Here is an 18,261-nt window from a genome sequence, read left to right on the forward strand (position 1 = left end):
AGCACCCGTATTGCCGGTAACACTATTACCTTCATTGTGCCCGCAGCGGATACCCCAGTAATGTGACCAGAGCGCGTGTATATGCCCATCAGCAACGGTATCCCCCCAGTTCCATCGTCGTCAGCGTTTATATCATCCATGAGTTTATCGTGCCTGCTGGACCATTTGCGATTCGCAGCTTAAGCCAACCGGTTCGTGCGGCAATCTTTCCGTTGAGATGAAAAACAAAACGGGAGCAATGAGCGCTTTGTATTGCAGCAGCCCGCGAGAACAGTCTGTATAAATCGCAGCCCTATGACTGGCGCAGCAACGGCCTCATCCTGTGATCGCGAAAATGAACTCGCCGCTAAAAATATCCGTTTTAAACGCCAGTTGGCGGGACAAGCTGAAGCGCTGGCGCGCCTTCAAAAGGCCATGGCACAGTTCACGGCGCGCCTGACGTCGAGAAGGAAACATTTCTACAGCCGTCAGGCTTGACGCAACTGAAGTTTTTCAACGTCACGTTGTTGCAGTGCCGCTTGCCATCTCCTCTTTTACTTCACGAATTTACTGACCTCCGGCGGTACCTTTTCGAGAGTTTACCCATGAGCAGTTGTACCAGTCTATGAGCGACTGCGAATCTTATGTTAATAAATTTACGTTAGTAATAATTGATAGTGAATGTCAGCGCCGACTCCGCCAACCCTGGAGTCACCTGCCCGCCTGATTGGATATATCTGGCCTGCAGAGGGATGCGTAATTGCGTCACTCCCGTATTCCCGGTTACGGGGCCCAGAGGGTCAAAACCTGTTCCCATTGTTATCATGCTGCTATCATTTTGCTTTCTGACCTGCATATCTATCCCCGTTGCGCTGCCAGTACCTGATTTGAGACTGAATGAATCAGGGGTCGGATTGCCATAAACGGGATTAATCAATACACTCATTTGGTTTTTTGCCTGAAAATATCCTGGATAATTCCCCGGGCAGTTATCTAATTCAATATTAAAATCCACCCACTGACTGGTACTTCCCACACCGGTGAAATCTGTCGTCTTGTATTTTCCCATTGGCACGACAACATCAGGTGTCTGGCATGTGAACGGAATAATATTCACTGAGCCGCTAAAAGATACAGATCCCATCGTTATTTTCTTTCCGTCATAGGGGGTACCATCACTCTTAAATATCATACCGTATATGCCAAAAGTGGGCAGGTCACTCCCAGATAAAACTCCTGGCTGTAAGAGGGAACCGTTAACCAATGATATAATATATCCACCATTATAACTGCCTTGCATTTTGGCGCTTGAGTCAAACCATACCTTATCTACTGTATTAACCGCCATGCCTGGCGGTGAAGCAAGTGCAGTAGATAATCCGACCCCAAATGCCGGAGCATTCATCGCAACGACACTGTAATACCTCATCACCCCCGAATTAAAAGAGTAAGAGTTACCATATGAATTTAATGGTTCAAGAAAAACAAACATATCATAACTTGAAGAGTCTCCACTAGTTACGTGACAATTATAATAGTTAGCTAGAGTAATCGAAAGGAAACCACCTGTATATACTGGGACAAACGAAGAATGGTCTACACCGGGTGAAATACTATCTCCACGCAATACTATCTCCTTGTGGCCAATATTCGTGTCGTCACAAACAGGTGCTGCTAAGCCCACAGACGGGTAATTCACCGTAATGAACAATAAAATAGCGAGTAGCATTCTCATGCTACTGCGTGACAGAAACCCTACCGCATTCAGTAACATTCCAGGACCTCTTTCTTCATATTAATTGCTGAATCTTCTTCGGAAACGATGACTTTCATTTTGCACTCCCCCTGATTACCGGCCTTCAGTTTGAGAATATGAGTCCCTGGCTCAAGACGAACAAATATCTGCCCGGCCTGGCCGACGATCGCAATATAATTACCCTTCTCACTGCTGACATCAGCGCCGAAGGGGACTGGTTCTCCTTTCCATCGGGCAGAAATCAGTACGGGGACCCCTGTTTGCGTATTATATTTAACCTTTACAATAGCACCGGCGTAGGGGGCCACCTTACGTGACGTGCTATCAAAGCCGACATTATTCGTCGCATCCTTTGGATCGATGGCCACTTCATTCATTTCATACGCATTCAGATAAGGCACCGCTGCATACCCGGCATTATCAATGCTGATACCAGGGTAAGAGGAAACCCGGGCGCCTTTGGCTCCTCTGGCTTCAATCAACGCCCAGGTATCTGAGGTGTAAGGGCTGAGGGTTGCGCCACCGGAATGCAGGAGCACGGACCCATTCGCACCAAATGACTGGCTCTGATAGTGATTACCAACGCTGCTGCTGCCATTAAGGTACGTATACGGTGTTCGCCACTGCCCGTTAACATACAGACTGCTGCCGGTTGCGCCGCTGGTATTGCGGGCTGTTACCCCATAGCTGTACTGGTTGTCTTCGCCGGCACTTCCGGACAGGGAGGCCGCCTCAGACCAGGATCCATCATTGTTGCGCCCTGTTTCCAGACGCGCGGATGGAACATGTGTATCTCCGGCAGTACCCAAGGGGAAGCTGAGGGACAGAAGCCAGCTGGTATCACTTTTGCCGTACCAGGTGTATGTCCGGTTGACATTTAATCCGTAAGTGACGGAATTCCAGCTATTACTGTAACCGACCTGGAATTGTTTATCGGTATCCTTACTGTTCCAGTAATTCTGTAATGACGCACTTGCATAGAACTGTCCCAGGCCTTCTGGAAGAGACTGGCTGGCAGTCAGGGTATAGCGGCTTTTGGAACGTTTCAGACGCTGTTCATCGTAACCACGCGCCAGCATATCTTTTGTCATCATGGCTGTTGCCAAATCGTAATAGCCCTGCGTTGAAAAACGATAGGTTGCCAGCGTCAGATTGGTGCCCGACCGGGGGATAAATTTTGAATAGCTGAGTCGGTAGCTCTGTCCGGATGACGTTTTATGGCCATATTCCTGACCGTTCGGATTGCCTGAGAAAGAAGCATGCGACTGGGTGATATCCAGAGAAATCGCCCCGGCCTGGGTTCCTATTGCCATACCGGCCTGAGCGGCATAATAACCGTCGCTTTGTTGCCAGCCAGTATAGCCCGTCAGGTAATTTGACAGGCCATGCTGCCAGGTTGCCTCATAAAACTCCGGTTTATCTCTAAGGTTAAGCTGGCGTAATTTACCCGCCGTAAAGGAATAGCGGTACGACCCGGGTCTAATCAACTGCGGCATCGCGGTATACGGGACCAGAAAAAAGTTTTCATTGCCATCTGCTTCCCGAACGGTCACGGCCAGGTCGCCACCAAACCCCGTCGGATAAAGATCGTTAATGACGAATTCACCCGGGGAGACAGTTGTCTCATAAATGATGGCGTTATTCTGGCGTACAGTGACTTTGGCGTTCGTTCTGGCCATCCCCCTGATTTCAGGCGCATAGCCCCGCTGCGAAGTCGGATACATGCGCTCATCGCTGGCAATTTGCATACCGGAAAATGGCAGGGAGTCAAACACCCTGCCTGTGGTATTAGACTGGCCGACAAGCAAGCGACCTTTGATAAATGGAATATCCCGCTGAGCATACGTGTTCAGAGACTGATAATCCTTCTTTCCGTCATCTAACCAGGAATAGGAGCCATTATGACGGAAATACCATGCGCCAAGATTAAATCCGGTATTCAGCGAGGCAAACATCGATTTATAATCATAATGACTGGACTGACTTGTCCAGGCGTTCAGACCGTAGCTGAGAAATGCTGCAGGTATACCGCTATCCCAGAGCTCCGGGTTCACGGAACCACGCGCAGAGCGATGAACATATTTTTGCGGCAACGTAATATCCAGTACCTGCTCTCCCGCATCGAATTCGACCCTGGCATTCGGGATGCCGGATAAGATTTCAGTGCAGCCATCAGAATCGGGTTGCCGCACTGTGTCGGTCTCATTCATTCTTTCCCAGGCCAGAGGGATGACTTTCAGTAATTCCGGCGTAATACAGACGTAACCAGAATTATCCGCCCGGCTTTTGATCTCGATATTTTCATTCCCTATCTCACTACCATTTATCCGAATGGTGGCATAATATTTCCCAGGTAAAAGAAAACCGCGCTTTGAAAAGCGGCTGGTATCGACGGGTTGATTATTTTGTAACATCAGCACATCACTGATAAATTCAACGTCCCCGGTCCCAGGGTCAGGTAACACTTCTGTGTGAAGATTCCCGGGCAGCGCTTCAGTGTGTTCCATAGCTTCAGATGAATGCGGTATACTGCAAAAACCAGCAATAGCTGCTGCAAGTAAGTTCTTGCGGAAATATTTATTATGGTTTTTCACGTGATATTCCCTGTCAAACAGACGTTTTATTTAACTGCAGCAGATTTCTCAGTGACTGCCCCATAATCATTGACGACGTTAAAGTGAATCATTTGGCCATGGCTTACCTGCAACGGAAAGAATTCAGCTTCAAAAGGTGCTATCATTTTCCCTTCTGTCTTTTTTCCATTCGCTTGTACGCCAGAAACAGATACATACCAGGGCGTTTTATTCGTCGCCTGTAATTTCCCCTCTACGGTTTTCCATTCGAGCTTATCCGGGGCTTCAAGGGATATTCCCTGCAGTGCTTCCGGCCGATAAAAAAGTTTTATCCGGGTACGAAAGGCAATTTGTAAAAAATTCTCATCTTTTTTGGAACTGTTGCGTGCAGGCACCTCAAGCACATTAAGCCAGAAGACAGACTCTTTGTCCGAAGGCAGTTGCTCTCCGGTAAAGCTGATCTGTAGTGTCTGACCTTTGCCGGGATCAACACGGTTTATAGGTGGCGTCACAATAAACGGGGCCGTGCTGGTATCCGGTGATTTGCTCATAACGCCATCATCGATCCAGCTCTGGATAAGTACGGGGGATTTACCATTATTATTAAGTTTCACACTGACAGAGCGCTCCCCCTGAGAATAGATCACCCGGGTACCGGTAATAACGATACTGGCTTTTACGGGGGCGCTAAGTAACACCAGATAAAGCATGAACAGTGAGCTGAGTGTCAGAATAGAAAAAAAGTTATGCTTCCGTTGCACAGGCATAAATCCACCCTCTGTGAAAGGGAGCCTGGGCTCCCCTGATTAATGAAGTACGTTGAATTACATGTACTGAATGGAGTAAACCACCTGGCTGATAACTGTCCCGGCAGTGGTTGCAGTATCAGCAAAGTACTCAACCGAATAAGGCAGGTTCGCACTGCCAGAGGAAACATCAACATAAGTAGTGTTGACAGCCTGATTTCCGTTACCCGCCACGATGACATCTCCATTCGCAGAGGATTCATCGCGCAGCTGCAGACTGACACCGGTTGCCGTTCCGGTCTTATTCAGCAGATGTCCGCTTGGTAAATCCACGGTCGGACCTGCTTCAAAGAACGCGGAGGCGTTTTGCAGAGTGCCCTGGCAATTAGTCAGAGCAATATTAAATCCCGTACGCCCCGCGGTCTGGCCTGCAGTAGTCAACTGGTTGGTACCAACGGTAGGCAGAATAACCGTTGCATCTGCACCCTGTGTATCAACGACGGCATCACAGGTAGTGGCAGTCAGTTGACCATTAAAGGTAATGGTTCCTGTCGATGCAGCATTCGCAGAATTTACAGTTGCACCCAGAACAGCAAACAGCGTTAATGCAATAGCACTTTTTTTCATGTCTATATCCTTTGAACATATTTATATACGATAGAGTTGTAATAAGGAGATGCGAAAATATCCTTATCAAACCACTTACTTAAAAGGTGAACATCACCAGGTACTACAAAAAACATAAGGCGTTGAGTTATTAAAACTCTCGGCATTAATCGTAACAGCTTTTCAGACAGATATTTTTTCAATAAAACGTAATGAGTTTCTACACCTGCCCTGCACTAATTTGTTTTAGTGCGCTCACCACAAAATGGGCTTCACCGTCACCATTAACCATCATCTTTTGATATGCGGAGCGTTTGTAATGACTGGTTTTTTTAACCCCGACTTCATATCTGAAAGCGTTGAACTGACACCCTGTTAAATTAAAATAATTAAAAATAACCTGCTCCTCTTTCTGAGTAAGTGATATGTTTGTCATACTGCATATCCTCCCATATCTCTTAATCATCTCTAACATCCGCCATATCGAAAGACTTCTGTTTATTACCAGTGCTCCCTTATAATAAAGGATCATTTCTCTTTTACCGATAGTTCTCAGAGAGTAAATCACGTTGGAGCTAAAATATGTCGCGAACTTCCTGATAAGGTTTAAGTCATCCACTGCCAATATAATGATACTATTTCCAGTACGGACGTCATAAACGATGCTATCAGAAAAGAATTCCTGCTGTTTGTGATGTATATAATGACAGTACACATTCAGATATTTTGTCTCTTTTAATAAGAACTCCAGTCCATTAAGATAAAAATAATCATCGGATAAAATTATAACGGTTTTTTTTACTGCCATGGAGTCATACCTGTCAGCGGTAATTTTTCATAAATTCACAAAAAGCAGGTACGGGTAAAGGTCGGGAAAATAAGTAACCTTGCATAAAAATGATCCCAGCCGACTTCAACGCCTCTTTTTGAAAGTGATTTTCTACACCTTCTGCAACAACATCCACGCTACAGATAGATGATATTTTAACAATACCATCAATCAGTTTACGATAAACTAATCCCAGGTTTCCTTTTACCTGTGTAACCAAACGATCCAGCTTTAGGGTTGTTACATTATTCACCCCAAAAAATTTTAGGGCAGCAGTGTTCATCCCTACATCATCAATAGCGAACTTCACTCCGATAGAATCATAGAATGCGATTGCATCCAGAATATCATTGGTCGCATCAGTGATATTCCGCTCCACAATCTCCAACAGGATCACGACATCTGTTTTGAAGTAACTCCTGAATTTCATTACAGCATTCCTGATGGTTTCAGAGTTGATCTGGCCACAGGTGATGTTCAGAGAAAAAACAAAACCCGACGGGATTTCGTTAATACCATCATTTTTCCTTAAGGTTTCAGCTGTTTTTAATAAAAGCTCTCTGGCGTAATAATCCGCACGCTCAGGTACCTCAAGCTCTTCAATATGCAGCTGATTCAGTATGTATCCTTTTTTTGTTTTTACTCTGCAGAGAATTTCAGCTCCTACGATACAATTTTCATAAGTATTAATAACAGGCTGAAGGAAAGGCGTAACATCCATTACACAATTGTAAGAGCATTTATTTTCAAGTGTATCTTTTATTTTCTGCATGTTACCTACTCTTCCTTTTCACTGCTCGCTTGTTTTGCCACTCGTTTGTACCAGCGTGGCTCTCTGCAATGAATCAATCATAACCTTCCCTCGCGTCATTTGATATATTATATTGAAGAATATAGAAATTTTAGAGAATTAATCTGTTGATATATGGATTTACAATTTAAAAAATCTATTTTATAGATTCCAACCCCTCAGTTAAGTTATTTTTACGAACTTGTAGTTTATATGTGAAATAAACATAACGAAGCTGTCAGATTATATTGTAATGCTATAATTATCTTAAATTTATCTTAAATGGCACCTCTCTTTATATTCACGTGACAGATGAATTAAATATGCTAGACTCTGCACCAAAAACAACAACAGCACTATTTCATGCGGGTATTATGCCGGTAAAAGTGCCATAGCTATGATCTGAGGTATAAGGACGGGGTATGCTCTATATAATTAATGAGAATATTGTTTATGATGACGTTCAAAGTTCTTTAACTAACTGTAATAGTTATGACTCCATTATTCTCCCTGCAACAGCTTCCCGGTTACTGTCGCTGTTTATCAGATATCAGGGTTCGACATTGACACGTGAAGAGATTCTGAATTGTGTATGGGATGAATATGGGTATAAGACATCAAACAATACGCTCACACAATATGTATCTCTGATAAGAAAAAACTTCCAGCTACTTGGTGAATCAGCAGATATCATCATTACTATTCCTCGTACCGGATTTGTGATGAAAAAAGAAGTAAAAGTGCGAATGATAGAATCCGAAAATGAAAAGCAAGATCTTTTGCTTACGGATACAGATTCTTTTAGTAAAGATTTATTACCTGAAACCTTAGAACAGGTAATGACTTACTCAAATATAGATCTTAAAAATGAAGGGGAAAGAACGAGTGGTTTAACAAATAAAAGTAAAAAGTTAGTATGGCTTCATGGTTTTAATGCTTTGTCATTAATTATGCTATGTCTTATTTGTTATTATATTTCGCTAAACAAAAATGAGATGAAAGTAGCCAGAGTCTACCTTGCCGGTATGATTGACAGCTGCCCGATATATATGTTTTACAAAAGTTCATATGAACTCCTGCCCAAGAGAGTCACCTTAACTGAGAACATGGCCAGATCAAAACTACCGTGTCTTACGGGGAGTTTTTATATCTTCCAACAGGAGGATAGCCTGATTTTTGATGAGGTAGGACGACAATTCATCAGCAGATGTAGTTATCAGGCGGGCAAAAAGAACAAGCTATCCAGCTGTAAGAGTGTATTTAATCATGAATAAAAAATATAAATTTTTCACCATCTTTTTCTTTGTGATACTATCCATTATACTTGTTACAATCAGCAACATGACTAAAAGTGGAAATATCAACTGCACTGGTACCTTACAAATGAATTCACCTGATGAACATGAGTATCTTTTTAATGGAACTATCAGTGTGGTGATACGACAAGGTACTGAAAGTGTGATCAGTATTTTCGGCACATCGATATCGACAAAGCAATCATCCCCTATCAATACCCACCTTGTAAATCGGGATATAACATTCAAGGTCCTGAGTAGAAAAAAAAGTGATTTTTACATAAGTAATTTGAAAACCATTGCTCATCCTAGTGATAGCATGACGGAGGCAGAAGCCTCAGGGCTGATTTTCGACATGTTTGATCTTGAACACAACAGGCTCACCGTTCGACGATATCTCAATGCCTTTGTTTTCGGTGATGTCCCTCTTCCTTTATTTATTTGTTTGAAAAAAAGATAAAGGAACCTAACCCTACACCTAATCCATTTGGTTCAAAATTTCGATGTCAATACAGTAAGGCAGGTTGAAGATTAATTTCCAGCTGTTTCGTCTTCATAGTTAATTTCGTGGTGAAGAAGAACGGGGCTGGCTTCAGAATGAGCCGATGGCTTGCAGGTCGGCTCATGTATGAGTTAGGACTGACCAGTTGTCAGCAGCCCATTCATCGGGACAAGCACAGTGGTCATGAACACATCGTTATCACAAATCATCTTTTTGCGACAGGACAGTCATAGCGACGCTGATACCTCTCGCGCACCATGTCCTCAAACGAATTTTCAGCATCCTGTCGACGGCTAAGCTTTCGTTCAATGGAAGCGGGGGAGAAAGCAACCATACAGTTGACAGAAAACGTCTCACATAAATTAAAGGAGGTTATAGGGCCCGTAAGATGTTGGCTAATGTTGTCTGTCAGCTGTGATTATTCATCGGCTGACCGTTCATAACCGTGGTTTATCACACCCGGAACGTGGTCATGTGCGACGCCCTGAGTTAAATACGAGACAAACAAGCAAAAGCAGGGCTGCAGGAGCAGTACCATCTGATAGTCAAGGGAACCCGCTGCGATGATGCCAAGAACCTGTGGGCATGACAGGAACATACCCGGTACTGTATCTTATAAAATACTAATCAGCCCTGCTGTCGACGGCTTACTCTCTCCTTTATCGTCAGGTAAGGCGATAAACAGCAGGGGTAAGGGGGCAAATTCAACCGTCGTGTTTTTCAGTTCTTCAACGACCTGCTCTGTTATATCAACATTTTCTTCAGACGCGAGTACCAGAGAGCCATAGAGCATGAAAAACAGCCCATTTTTTTCACTAATCTTTTTGGCAGTCTCGATCGCCTCCTGAATAATTACGTTTCTTGCGGATTGCCGGCATGAATACTGTCTCAGTCAGGACTGCCGCAGAAATGAGCCGTTCGTTCCTGCGGCAGTTCGCTTATAAGATTACTGGTAGTCAATGGTATAAATAACTTTACCGTTCGCACTGCCGCCAGTGATATCCCCTGTACGGATGTAACGGGCATATACCGGTACACGGAACGTGCTGCTGCCCAGGTCAATGGTGCCGCCCCACCCGGAGTTCAGGTCCATCACTCCGGCGTCATCAGGAGCTGAAGATAACTGAATACCCACACCGGTAGCGTTATCGCCGTTAGAGGTATCAAGCGCAATAATTCCTTGCGTGGCGTCAATCAGGCCGGTAGAGGACGTAAAGCGCACCGCCCAGGTGTTAGCGGCATTGCCTTTATTTGCAGGGTAATCGTCGACATAAAAATTCAGCGTATCGGTATTCCTGATGGTTTTATTCAGGGTTCCTCCCTGACCATAAAATGCGTCATCGCAGATCATCGTCAGGCTACTGTCCACCCATTCACTGGCATCCCCGATATTATTAAAATTGCGCTTTTGATGGCTTCCCATGCGGACGATTTTATCCCCCTCGCTCGCACTGCAGGTGGGTTTGTTAATACTAATTATGCCAGAGAAATTAAGCCTGACCAACTGCTGAGATAATGTGGTTCCGTCACTTATTTCAAGCTTTACAGTTGCGGTAGGTAGCAGGGCACCATTAATTGTTCCATACGATATTGGACCGGTTTTAATCAGGTGAAATCGCAGGTTTGTGGAAAGAGTATAGTTGTTCATTACGTTAGAGGGACTGTTATTGCCTGGCTCAGTAAGAGTTCCCAATTTAATAGGTACAGCGTGTTGTGCCGGCCAGCCGTTTTCTGTCGAGCCGTTACTTACCTGCAATACCATACCAATGCCTTCAATGCCCGTGTTGTAGATTTTTCCACTATAAATGCCTATATCGCCAGTCCAGATACCTAATGGGGCACTTTCATACGTCCAGTCATATTGAGTATTCTCCGGAATAATGTTGTTGGTACATTCTACATTTATACCAGTAATAAATGAAATCCATCCGTTATAAAGTGACGTCCCGACGGGTTCTGAAGAGCCTGTCAGGCGGGATATATTAAAGGGAAACGTCATATTCAGCGGATAGGCTGAAGGATCCATTGAAGGGCCATAGTTTAAACCTGGATTACCTGTTGGTATACCTGCGACAAACTGGCATTCCGCCAGTGTCTTTTCGCTTATGCATAATCCGCTCATCAGGACCAGACCGGCCAGTATGGTTCGCTTTTTTCTGCTCAGGCTTTTTTGAAGATTCATTTTCATTTATTTATTCCTTACCGACCGCACACCGCACGGAATTCCTGCAGGGGGGTACCGCGCGCTTTTTTGTTAACGGGCTGCAGGTTGTACGGCACGTTACACTGCTGGTCTTCGTTACGGCCCCAGGCCACCTTCAGCGTTCCGCTGTCTTTCTCTACGCGAGCGTAGATCTGGCCACCCTGACCCACGTAGCCCACCACCGTGTTATTTTCATCGCGGGCCTCTGCGCCGAACGGCACCGGCTCTCCCCGGTGCGTCGCGGTGATAAGTACGGGGCGACCCTGACGGGCGCTGTAGCTCAGTTTCACGATCGCCAGATCCTTAGGGGCGACCTTTTGCGCGGTGTTGTCCAGCTCCACGCCGGCGTCAGTTCCCGCAAGGTCGATGGCCACTTCATTCATCTGATACGGGTTCAGGTACGGCACGGCCGCGTAGCCAAAACGGTCAACATAGATACCGGAGTAACCGCTAACCCTTGCCCCTTCCGCGCCTTTGGCTTCAACCAGCGCAAAGGTGTCTCCCTGATAGGGCGTGAAGGTGACACTCTCTCTGTGGCCAATTACCGTTCCGCTCAGGCCTGCCGACGCAGTGGTGTAGTGCTTACCTGCGCCCAGGCTGCCGGAGAACGTGGTAACCGGAGTGCGGTACTGCCCGTTGGCCGCCATGCTGTTGCCCGTTCCGCTGTCCGCGGTCGTCGCGGACAGGCCGTAGTTCATCTGGTTTTCACTGCCCGCACTGCCGCTTACCCCGGCCTGCCAGGCGCTGCGGCCGTCACTGTTGTTTGTGTAGTTCATTCGTCCGGTCGGTGCGCCTGGCTGACTGCCTAACGGCAGGCTCACTGTCAACATGATGGTGTCCTGCTTTTTCCCCGTCTGGTCATAGCTTCGTGCGGCGCTGATACCGTACGTCATCCGGTTCCACATGTTGTTGTAGCCCACCTGATACTGCTTATCGGTACCTGATGCGTTCCAGTAATTCTGCACGGAGGCGCTGATGTACAGCTGTCCCCAGTCTGCCAGCCCCTGATTCGCCATCAGCGTGTAACGACTTTTGGTACGCCGTATCGTATCGTTACCATATCCGCGATCCAGCACGTCCCGCGTCTGCATCGCGGTCAGGTAATCCATGTAGTGTTCAGTCGAGAAGCGGTACGCTGCCAGGGAGAAGTGACTCTGCGTCTGCGTGATGTTTTTGCTGTAGCTCAGCCGGTAACTCTCTCCACTTACGGATCTGCCGTCCCGTGAACGATCCCCCAGCTCTGCCCGGGCATGGGTGACATCCATGCTGAATGCCCCCGCCGGGGTGGAAAAGGCCCCACCCAACTGGCCGGCCATATAATGTTCGCTTCCCTGCAGACCACCGGAAACAGTAAGGCGGTTGCTCAGACCGTACTGCCAGGTTCCCTGAAGCAGCATCGGATCATTTTTCAGCGAAGGGACATTCAGTTCCCCGCCGGCAAATTCATAGCGTGACAGCCCCGGTCTCAGGAGCTGTGATACCGACGAGAAAGGCACTTTAAAGGTCTGCTCGCCGCCGTCAGCTTCGCGTACAACGACATCCAGATCGCCTCCGTATCCTGTCGGATACAGGTCATCAATCACAAACTCGCCCGGGCTGACCGTTGTTTCATACAGTACCGCCCCGTTTTGCCGAATGGTGACCTTCGCGTTTGTTCGCGCTATCCCCCTGACCTCCGGAGCGTAGCCACGGCGTGACGATGGCTCCATGCGGTCATCGCTCTCCAGCATCAGTCCGGAGAAAGGCAGGGTGTCGAACAGGCGGCCTGAAGTATGGGTCACGCCTGCGCGGAACCGCCCCTTAATCTGCGGAATATCCCGCTGGACATAGGTGTTGTTATCCTGATAGTCGCCCCCCGTCATACTGCTCCATGACCAGTTTCCGGTATGCCTGAAATACCAGCTCCCCAGGTTCACGCCACCGTTGAGCGAGCTGAACAGGCTGCGGTAACTGGTGTGATAACCATCCATGTTATAGGCATTGAAGTTATACCCCAGCAGTGCGGCAGGAATTCCGTTTTCCCAGGCAGACGGCGGAACCGCGCCGCGGGGCATCCTGTCAACATACACCTGGGGAACGCCGATCATGAGCGCCTGCTCGCTACTGTCAAAGACCAGTGTCGCCTGAGGAATGAGGGCCCTGAGATCCACACAATCTGTCGTCAGCGCATTTTCCGGCAGCTTCAGAGGCAGCTGTGCAAGCAGTGCCGGTGACAGGCAGGGCTCGACCGTTTTGTCTTCTCTTTCCCTGAAGGTCACCTCTTCCGTCATCTGGATCTGGTCGTTAACAAAAATACGGGTACGGAATGTACCCGGCGTGGCCGACGCGCCACGGGAGAAACGTGTCAAATCCAGTGGAATATCACTTCCCATCGAAAGAAACGATGGATCGAACTGCACTTCTTCAGGCGTGTTTTTTTCCATTGCGTACAGAGGCAGGTTAACCGACGCGGCAACAGCCAGCGACAGAAAAGCCCGTCTTCCTGGATATACTAATCCCTGCATAGTAGCCTCAGGTTGGTTATCTGATTAATGTTCTGATCGGTCGATGGCGTTAGATCCACTGACGCACTGATCGGTACACGCGTGTTACTTCACGGTGTATTCCTGTTCACGGGATGCGCCGTAGTCGTCTATCCAGGTGACAGTAATGATGTTGCCCGGGACCGCGCGAATGCTGCTGTATGTCCTGTTTTCCAGAGGCGGAACCATCCCGGCCTCCACTTTCTTGCCGGCGACGGTGATACTGCTCAGGGAATAATGAAACGGGGTCGGGTTCTTAACCGTCAGCCCGTTGCTGCCCTGATCCCAGGCGAGCTGTCTGACCATTTCTGAAGGGTTGTATTTTTTTAGGGCAGCAGGCCGGTAGAAAAGTTTGATGCGCGAGCGAACCGCAAGCTGCAGATAGTTATCCGGCTCAGTGTCTTTCGTTTCCGGTTTTGCCGGGATTTCCAGGACGTTGAGCCACCAGACAGACTCCCGGTCCTGTCGGAGCGCGGAGACGTTTGTCGCACTGATACGTAGCGACTGCCCTTTTCCCGGCTCCACGCGGTTGATCGGCGGAGTCAGTACAAAGGGGGTGACGATCTTGTCCGGCGTCGCTTTCGAATCACCATTATCCAGCCAGCTCTGGACAAGAACCGGACGTTTTCCGGTATTTGTCAGTTTGACCGTGACTTCACGGGAGTCTGCAGGATAAATCACCCGGGTTCCGTCAATGACAACACCGGAGTATGCCGGCACAGAAAACAGCGCAGCCGCCAGTGGGAGCACACAGGCAGACCAGTATTTTGCGTAAGAAAAGGACATGTACACTCCGTATAAAAAGGGGGCATTGCCCCCCAATAATTGGTTTACCTGAATTTCAGATAGTCAGTAACGCGTGTAATTACTGATAATCGATGTTGTAAGTCACCAGCGAGGTGACCGCACCCGGCGTCACGGCATTGTCTTGTTCAGCGTAATATTCCACGAGGTACGGCAGGTTCGCGGCACCGGAAGAAATATCGTGGTAGCCAATAGCCGATGGGCCGGTCTGGCTCTGGTCACCCACTTTGATAACGCTGTTATCGGAACCATCGCGTAACTGCAGGCTGACGAACTGTGCGCCGGTCGGGTCAGTATTCAACAGACGCCCTGTGTTGCTGTCCACGGTCATACCTGCCTGGAAGAACGCCTTGGCGGTATTGAGCGAGGTGCCGGAACAATTGGTCAGGCTCATGACGAAACCGGTTGTACCGTTTACATCCCCGGAGAACGGAATGGAAGACGCCGATACTGAAGGAAGGTTAACGGTCCCATCTGCCCCACCGCCTGCAACACTGACATCACAGGTGCTGTCGGTGATGGCGCCGTTAAAGGTAATGGTACCGGTATCTACAGCCATCGCGCCGGTAGTCATCAGTGCAGAGGAGACCAGCGTAGCCAGCAACAGACGATTCAGTTTCATATTTAAAGCTCCATTTATTAATAAAAGTCACCCGCCGGTCATTTCCTGCAGGTTTTCCCACCGCCCGTTTCACTGGAATAAATGTGGGTATTTCTGTTATTCACAGAATTTACCTGAATACATTTATCAATACCCATTGAAAACAGGCAATACTGGTTTCCCTGTCATAAAGACCAGGAAATAATTTAATTCACGTTTATAATGACGCTCAGATAACTTTTGACATTTCTAAAATGTCGCGGCAAATCAGAACACCTACAGAATTACATTTATTGAGTCCATATTTTTGCAACATATCGCGTTTAATGCGGTAAACTGATTTCGTTGTCAGCTTGGGTGGCGCATTTATCTCACTTATAGAGCCTCCGTAGCTCAGTTGCGTAAAAATATTCAGCGCACGCAGTGGCACTACGCATTGCCGCGGCGGAATGCATGCAACATTATCCAGCAGATACACAAACTCTCTCACTGACTTTTTTTTTGATACCAGACAGGGGAAATGGTATCGGGAGTTGCTCTCCGTCAGCGGTATATCGACCACAATAAATAATTTCGCTCTTAACAGAACGGGTAATCTGAGTAAGCGACTGCGCAGATGATTATTATCCACTGCAATTATCACAATATCTTCAGGCGCAGGGTTTAATCCGCACCACTCTTTATTGATGTTGATAAAAATCGAATCCGGATAGCGTTGTTCAGCTATCCATTCGAGAGAGTTAATAAAATAGGCATCATCTGAAACAAACCAGTATTTCATTACAACCTCATTGTCCATATAGATATCTGAATAATTAAATCTGGTTTCGCTCCCATCCGTTAGCCGACATTTTAATAGAGGTTTTTTATTTTTGTTTAATCAAATTTAACGATTGAATTAAGTTAATTGATAGGTTTTACTTGCTGTTATTTGAATGTTAACTGTTCTGAAGACAGATTAAATTAAATAAAATATTCAGTATGTTAACCATTATGTTTGAAGGCGAATGGGCATAAAGACTTAATTAAATGAACAATACAATACACATATGCACATTCATAACAAAAAGTGACAAAATGTCAGGATAAAATAAAGTAAAGCAATTCATTCATGATAGTTAATGTGGGGGTTTATCCCAAGACCAGCTTTTTATATAAACCTCAACGGCGCTTAAACAGATTTTTTATTTATTTCATCATAAAAAAACAAATGTTTCGCTAATCAATTCGAGGAAATTCCTAATTAATAAGGGATTATTCCTAGAATAAAAAACTGAAATAAGAATAAGTCTCATTTTTTTTATCCAGACTGTACAAACGATTTAGGAATAAACCCCATAAAAAAACTTCTTGATTTGTGATCTGAATCACGCGAATTGTTAAATTTTGCAACCTGGATGAGATTAATCCTAAAAATAAAGTCTTACTGTTCTTGTTATAAATTTTAATTACGCCTCTGGCGAGGAAAAGGCGTTAAGCCTGGCATGCAGCCGTAACTTATTATAATTTCAGGTGAAACTTAATAACCCCTGAACATTTCATAGCCTGTTTTTGTCTGACTACAGGTATTCTTATTATCCTGACCTCTTTCAGAGCCTGCCAATACGGTCGGATGAGGTGTTACAGGTCTGTGAGGATTGTGTAACCGCCAGCTGTATAAAGGAGACAGCGACGACATCCTTGCCAGTCTCGCCCTAACTGCGCGTCGGGAAAAACCGCTGGTCATTCAGGAACAAGGAAGCACTGAAACACTATTTCCGTCAGATGCCCCCAAATACCGGGCCGTTTGGTATCGATGTTATCTCTGATGCGATGTCCGCCGTCGTGGATAAATCCGGCCCGGCAATCGTTTATGGCACAGCCCAAAATCCCGATTCTGATTATTTACGGCGATAACATACCGGATAAACCTGTCGCCATGCCCGCGCAGGACAGCTGGGGCGTACGTCTGGCGATGGCTCGTGAGTGGCGTGACGTGGTGAACAAGCATGGCGGTGATGTGACGGTGACGCATCTACCTGAAGTGGGAATCAAAGGAAATACTCATTTCCCGTTCTCTGATTTAAATAATGTGCAGATTGCTGATTTGGTGAGTCAATTACTGAAGGAAAAAAATCTACAATAGAACAAAATCGTATTGAGCCCTCAATAATGAAGGCTCAATACCCAGATCAGCGTTAGCGATCGTGAATTTTCACACCAAGACAGCCACGCACAAACTCTGGATTAAAGTGTTTCACGGCATCACCGACGTAGCCTAAATCGAGTGCGCTGATTTGCGCCATTTCGCTCTCAGTCAATGAGAAATCCCAGATGGCAAAGTTCTCTTCAATACGTTCCTGACGGGTGGATTTAGGGATAACAGTGACACCACGCTGCACATTCCAGCGCAGGACAACCTGAGCAACTGTTTTTTTGTGAGCATCAGCAATTTGCTGCAGCATTTCATTTTCATAGGGCTTATGCCTTCCCCCGCCTAAGGGTGCCCATGCTTCCGGCTGAACGTTGTAATACTTCATGGTTTCAAGTGCAGCAGGCTGCGCAAAGTAAGGATGCAATTCAACCTGATTCACCATTGGCCTGATTCTGACGGTTTCGCAGAAATTTGCTAATACATGAGCATAGAAATTGGACACCCCAATCGCCTTAAGCTTACCGGCATCATAGGCATCTTCAAGCGCTCGCCACCCACTGAAGTAATCACGCATAGCCTGATGCAATAAATAAAGGTCAAAATATTCCAGCCCTGATTTTTCTAACGACGCTTCAATCCCTGCTTTGGCCATATCGTAACTGGCCATGTCCTGTACCCACAGTTTTGAGGTAATAAATAACTCTTCGCGGCTACATAACCCTTTGGCAATCGCCTCGCGCACTGCGTCACCAACAGCATCTTCATTACCGTAAACTGCTGCGGTATCGATAAGGCGGTAGCCAGTACGAATAGCAGTCAATACTGACTGTTTACATTCTTCTTTATCTGTTACCTGAAAAACACCGAAACCTGCCATCGGCATTTTCAGGTTATTGTTTAATAATGAATAATCCACTTTTG

General features: G+C 46.5%; 16 protein-coding genes and 3 pseudogenes. 5 read left to right on the forward strand and 14 right to left on the reverse strand.

Going from position 1 to position 18,261, the window contains the following annotated elements:
• Nucleotides 1-294 precede the first annotated feature (294 nt).
• Complete coding sequence (locus tag OGY07_RS23450; RefSeq protein WP_211935253.1) at nucleotides 295-477, forward strand: hypothetical protein; 183 nt, start codon at nucleotides 295-297, stop codon at nucleotides 475-477.
• A 163-nt stretch (nucleotides 478-640) separates the two neighbouring features.
• On the opposite strand, the gene OGY07_RS07950 is transcribed toward OGY07_RS23450, so the two are convergent.
• The 6 genes from OGY07_RS07950 to OGY07_RS07975 form a co-directional block, all read right to left on the reverse strand.
• Nucleotides 641-1,708, reverse strand: a complete 1,068-nt coding sequence (locus OGY07_RS07950; protein WP_199957186.1) for a fimbrial protein — start codon at nucleotides 1,706-1,708, stop codon at nucleotides 641-643.
• A gap of 35 nt (nucleotides 1,709-1,743) precedes the next feature.
• Complete coding sequence (locus OGY07_RS07955) at nucleotides 1,744-4,329, reverse strand: fimbria/pilus outer membrane usher protein (protein ID WP_286599804.1); 2,586 nt, start codon at nucleotides 4,327-4,329, stop codon at nucleotides 1,744-1,746.
• Nucleotides 4,330-4,355: 26 nt separating this feature from the next.
• Nucleotides 4,356-5,075, reverse strand: coding sequence for a fimbrial biogenesis chaperone (locus OGY07_RS07960; RefSeq protein ID WP_199957187.1), 720 nt, complete (start codon nucleotides 5,073-5,075; stop codon nucleotides 4,356-4,358).
• A gap of 57 nt (nucleotides 5,076-5,132) precedes the next feature.
• Nucleotides 5,133-5,681, reverse strand: a complete 549-nt coding sequence (locus OGY07_RS07965; protein ID WP_286599810.1) for a fimbrial protein — start codon at nucleotides 5,679-5,681, stop codon at nucleotides 5,133-5,135.
• Between the two features lie 199 nt (nucleotides 5,682-5,880).
• Complete coding sequence (locus tag OGY07_RS07970; RefSeq protein WP_286599812.1) at nucleotides 5,881-6,468, reverse strand: hypothetical protein; 588 nt, start codon at nucleotides 6,466-6,468, stop codon at nucleotides 5,881-5,883.
• Between the two features lie 13 nt (nucleotides 6,469-6,481).
• Nucleotides 6,482-7,261: an EAL domain-containing protein gene (locus tag OGY07_RS07975; RefSeq protein WP_199957190.1), complete on the reverse strand. Its 780-nt coding sequence runs from the start codon at nucleotides 7,259-7,261 to the stop codon at nucleotides 6,482-6,484.
• Between the two features lie 440 nt (nucleotides 7,262-7,701).
• Between OGY07_RS07975 and OGY07_RS07980 the strand changes: the two genes are divergently transcribed.
• The 3 genes and pseudogenes from OGY07_RS07980 to OGY07_RS07990 form a co-directional block, all read left to right on the forward strand.
• Complete coding sequence (locus OGY07_RS07980; protein WP_286599815.1) at nucleotides 7,702-8,553, forward strand: winged helix-turn-helix domain-containing protein; 852 nt, start codon at nucleotides 7,702-7,704, stop codon at nucleotides 8,551-8,553.
• On the forward strand, nucleotides 8,546-9,034 hold the full coding sequence (locus OGY07_RS07985; RefSeq protein ID WP_286599817.1) for a hypothetical protein: 489 nt from the start codon (nucleotides 8,546-8,548) through the stop codon (nucleotides 9,032-9,034). Before OGY07_RS07980 ends, OGY07_RS07985 begins: the two co-directional genes overlap by 8 nt.
• Nucleotides 9,035-9,162: 128 nt before the next feature.
• Nucleotides 9,163-9,288, forward strand: a pseudogene (locus OGY07_RS07990) (IS3 family transposase); the annotation flags it as partial.
• Nucleotides 9,289-9,302: 14 nt separating this feature from the next.
• Here OGY07_RS07990 and OGY07_RS23455 read toward each other — a convergent pair.
• The 7 genes and pseudogenes from OGY07_RS23455 to OGY07_RS08025 all read right to left on the reverse strand — a co-directional run.
• A pseudogene (locus OGY07_RS23455) lies at nucleotides 9,303-9,389 on the reverse strand (Arm DNA-binding domain-containing protein); the annotation flags it as partial.
• A gap of 300 nt (nucleotides 9,390-9,689) precedes the next feature.
• On the reverse strand, nucleotides 9,690-9,869 hold the full coding sequence (locus OGY07_RS08000; RefSeq protein ID WP_286599818.1) for a hypothetical protein: 180 nt from the start codon (nucleotides 9,867-9,869) through the stop codon (nucleotides 9,690-9,692).
• Nucleotides 9,870-10,022: 153 nt separating this feature from the next.
• Entirely contained in the window at nucleotides 10,023-11,264 is a 1,242-nt protein-coding gene (locus OGY07_RS08005; RefSeq protein WP_286599820.1) for a fimbrial protein, read from the reverse strand.
• A gap of 11 nt (nucleotides 11,265-11,275) precedes the next feature.
• A complete protein-coding gene (locus tag OGY07_RS08010; RefSeq protein WP_286599822.1) occupies nucleotides 11,276-13,783 on the reverse strand; it encodes a fimbria/pilus outer membrane usher protein in 2,508 nt (835 codons plus the stop codon).
• Nucleotides 13,784-13,867: 84 nt separating this feature from the next.
• Nucleotides 13,868-14,587 carry a fimbrial biogenesis chaperone gene (locus tag OGY07_RS08015; protein ID WP_286599824.1) on the reverse strand — a complete coding sequence of 240 codons (720 nt, stop codon included), beginning with the start codon at nucleotides 14,585-14,587 and terminating at the stop codon, nucleotides 13,868-13,870.
• Between the two features lie 79 nt (nucleotides 14,588-14,666).
• Nucleotides 14,667-15,227, reverse strand: coding sequence for a fimbrial protein (locus OGY07_RS08020; RefSeq protein ID WP_286599826.1), 561 nt, complete (start codon nucleotides 15,225-15,227; stop codon nucleotides 14,667-14,669).
• Nucleotides 15,228-15,435: 208 nt separating this feature from the next.
• Nucleotides 15,436-15,987, reverse strand: a complete 552-nt coding sequence (locus OGY07_RS08025) for a hypothetical protein (RefSeq protein ID WP_286599828.1) — start codon at nucleotides 15,985-15,987, stop codon at nucleotides 15,436-15,438.
• 950 nt (nucleotides 15,988-16,937) lie between these two features.
• Here OGY07_RS08025 and OGY07_RS08030 point away from each other — a divergent pair.
• Nucleotides 16,938-17,331 (forward strand): annotated as a pseudogene (locus tag OGY07_RS08030) (alpha/beta hydrolase family protein); the annotation flags it as partial.
• A gap of 52 nt (nucleotides 17,332-17,383) precedes the next feature.
• On the opposite strand, the gene OGY07_RS08035 reads toward OGY07_RS08030, so the two are convergent.
• Nucleotides 17,384-18,256: an aldo/keto reductase gene (locus OGY07_RS08035; RefSeq protein ID WP_286599830.1), complete on the reverse strand. Its 873-nt coding sequence runs from the start codon at nucleotides 18,254-18,256 to the stop codon at nucleotides 17,384-17,386.
• Nucleotides 18,257-18,261 lie beyond the last annotated feature (5 nt).

The organism is Citrobacter sp. Cs237, from assembly GCF_030332325.1.
Taxonomy (GTDB): domain Bacteria; phylum Pseudomonadota; class Gammaproteobacteria; order Enterobacterales; family Enterobacteriaceae; genus Citrobacter_A; species Citrobacter_A sedlakii.

Coding starts and splice junctions, on each gene's coding strand:
- OGY07_RS07960 (WP_199957187.1), bottom strand. CDS start 5,075: ATGCCTGTGCAACGGAAGCATAACTTTTTTTCTATTCTGACACTCAGC.
- OGY07_RS07970 (WP_286599812.1), bottom strand. CDS start 6,468: ATGGCAGTAAAAAAAACCGTTATAATTTTATCCGATGATTATTTTTAT.
- OGY07_RS08010 (WP_286599822.1), bottom strand. CDS start 13,783: ATGCAGGGATTAGTATATCCAGGAAGACGGGCTTTTCTGTCGCTGGCT.
- OGY07_RS07985 (WP_286599817.1), top strand. CDS start 8,546: ATGAATAAAAAATATAAATTTTTCACCATCTTTTTCTTTGTGATACTA.
- OGY07_RS08020 (WP_286599826.1), bottom strand. CDS start 15,227: ATGAAACTGAATCGTCTGTTGCTGGCTACGCTGGTCTCCTCTGCACTG.
- OGY07_RS07980 (WP_286599815.1), top strand. CDS start 7,702: ATGCTCTATATAATTAATGAGAATATTGTTTATGATGACGTTCAAAGT.
- OGY07_RS23450 (WP_211935253.1), top strand. CDS start 295: ATGACTGGCGCAGCAACGGCCTCATCCTGTGATCGCGAAAATGAACTC.
- OGY07_RS07950 (WP_199957186.1), bottom strand. CDS start 1,708: ATGCTACTCGCTATTTTATTGTTCATTACGGTGAATTACCCGTCTGTG.
- OGY07_RS08005 (WP_286599820.1), bottom strand. CDS start 11,264: ATGAAAATGAATCTTCAAAAAAGCCTGAGCAGAAAAAAGCGAACCATA.
- OGY07_RS08000 (WP_286599818.1), bottom strand. CDS start 9,869: ATGCTCTATGGCTCTCTGGTACTCGCGTCTGAAGAAAATGTTGATATA.
- OGY07_RS08015 (WP_286599824.1), bottom strand. CDS start 14,587: ATGTCCTTTTCTTACGCAAAATACTGGTCTGCCTGTGTGCTCCCACTG.
- OGY07_RS07965 (WP_286599810.1), bottom strand. CDS start 5,681: ATGAAAAAAAGTGCTATTGCATTAACGCTGTTTGCTGTTCTGGGTGCA.
- OGY07_RS08025 (WP_286599828.1), bottom strand. CDS start 15,987: ATGAAATACTGGTTTGTTTCAGATGATGCCTATTTTATTAACTCTCTC.
- OGY07_RS07975 (WP_199957190.1), bottom strand. CDS start 7,261: ATGCAGAAAATAAAAGATACACTTGAAAATAAATGCTCTTACAATTGT.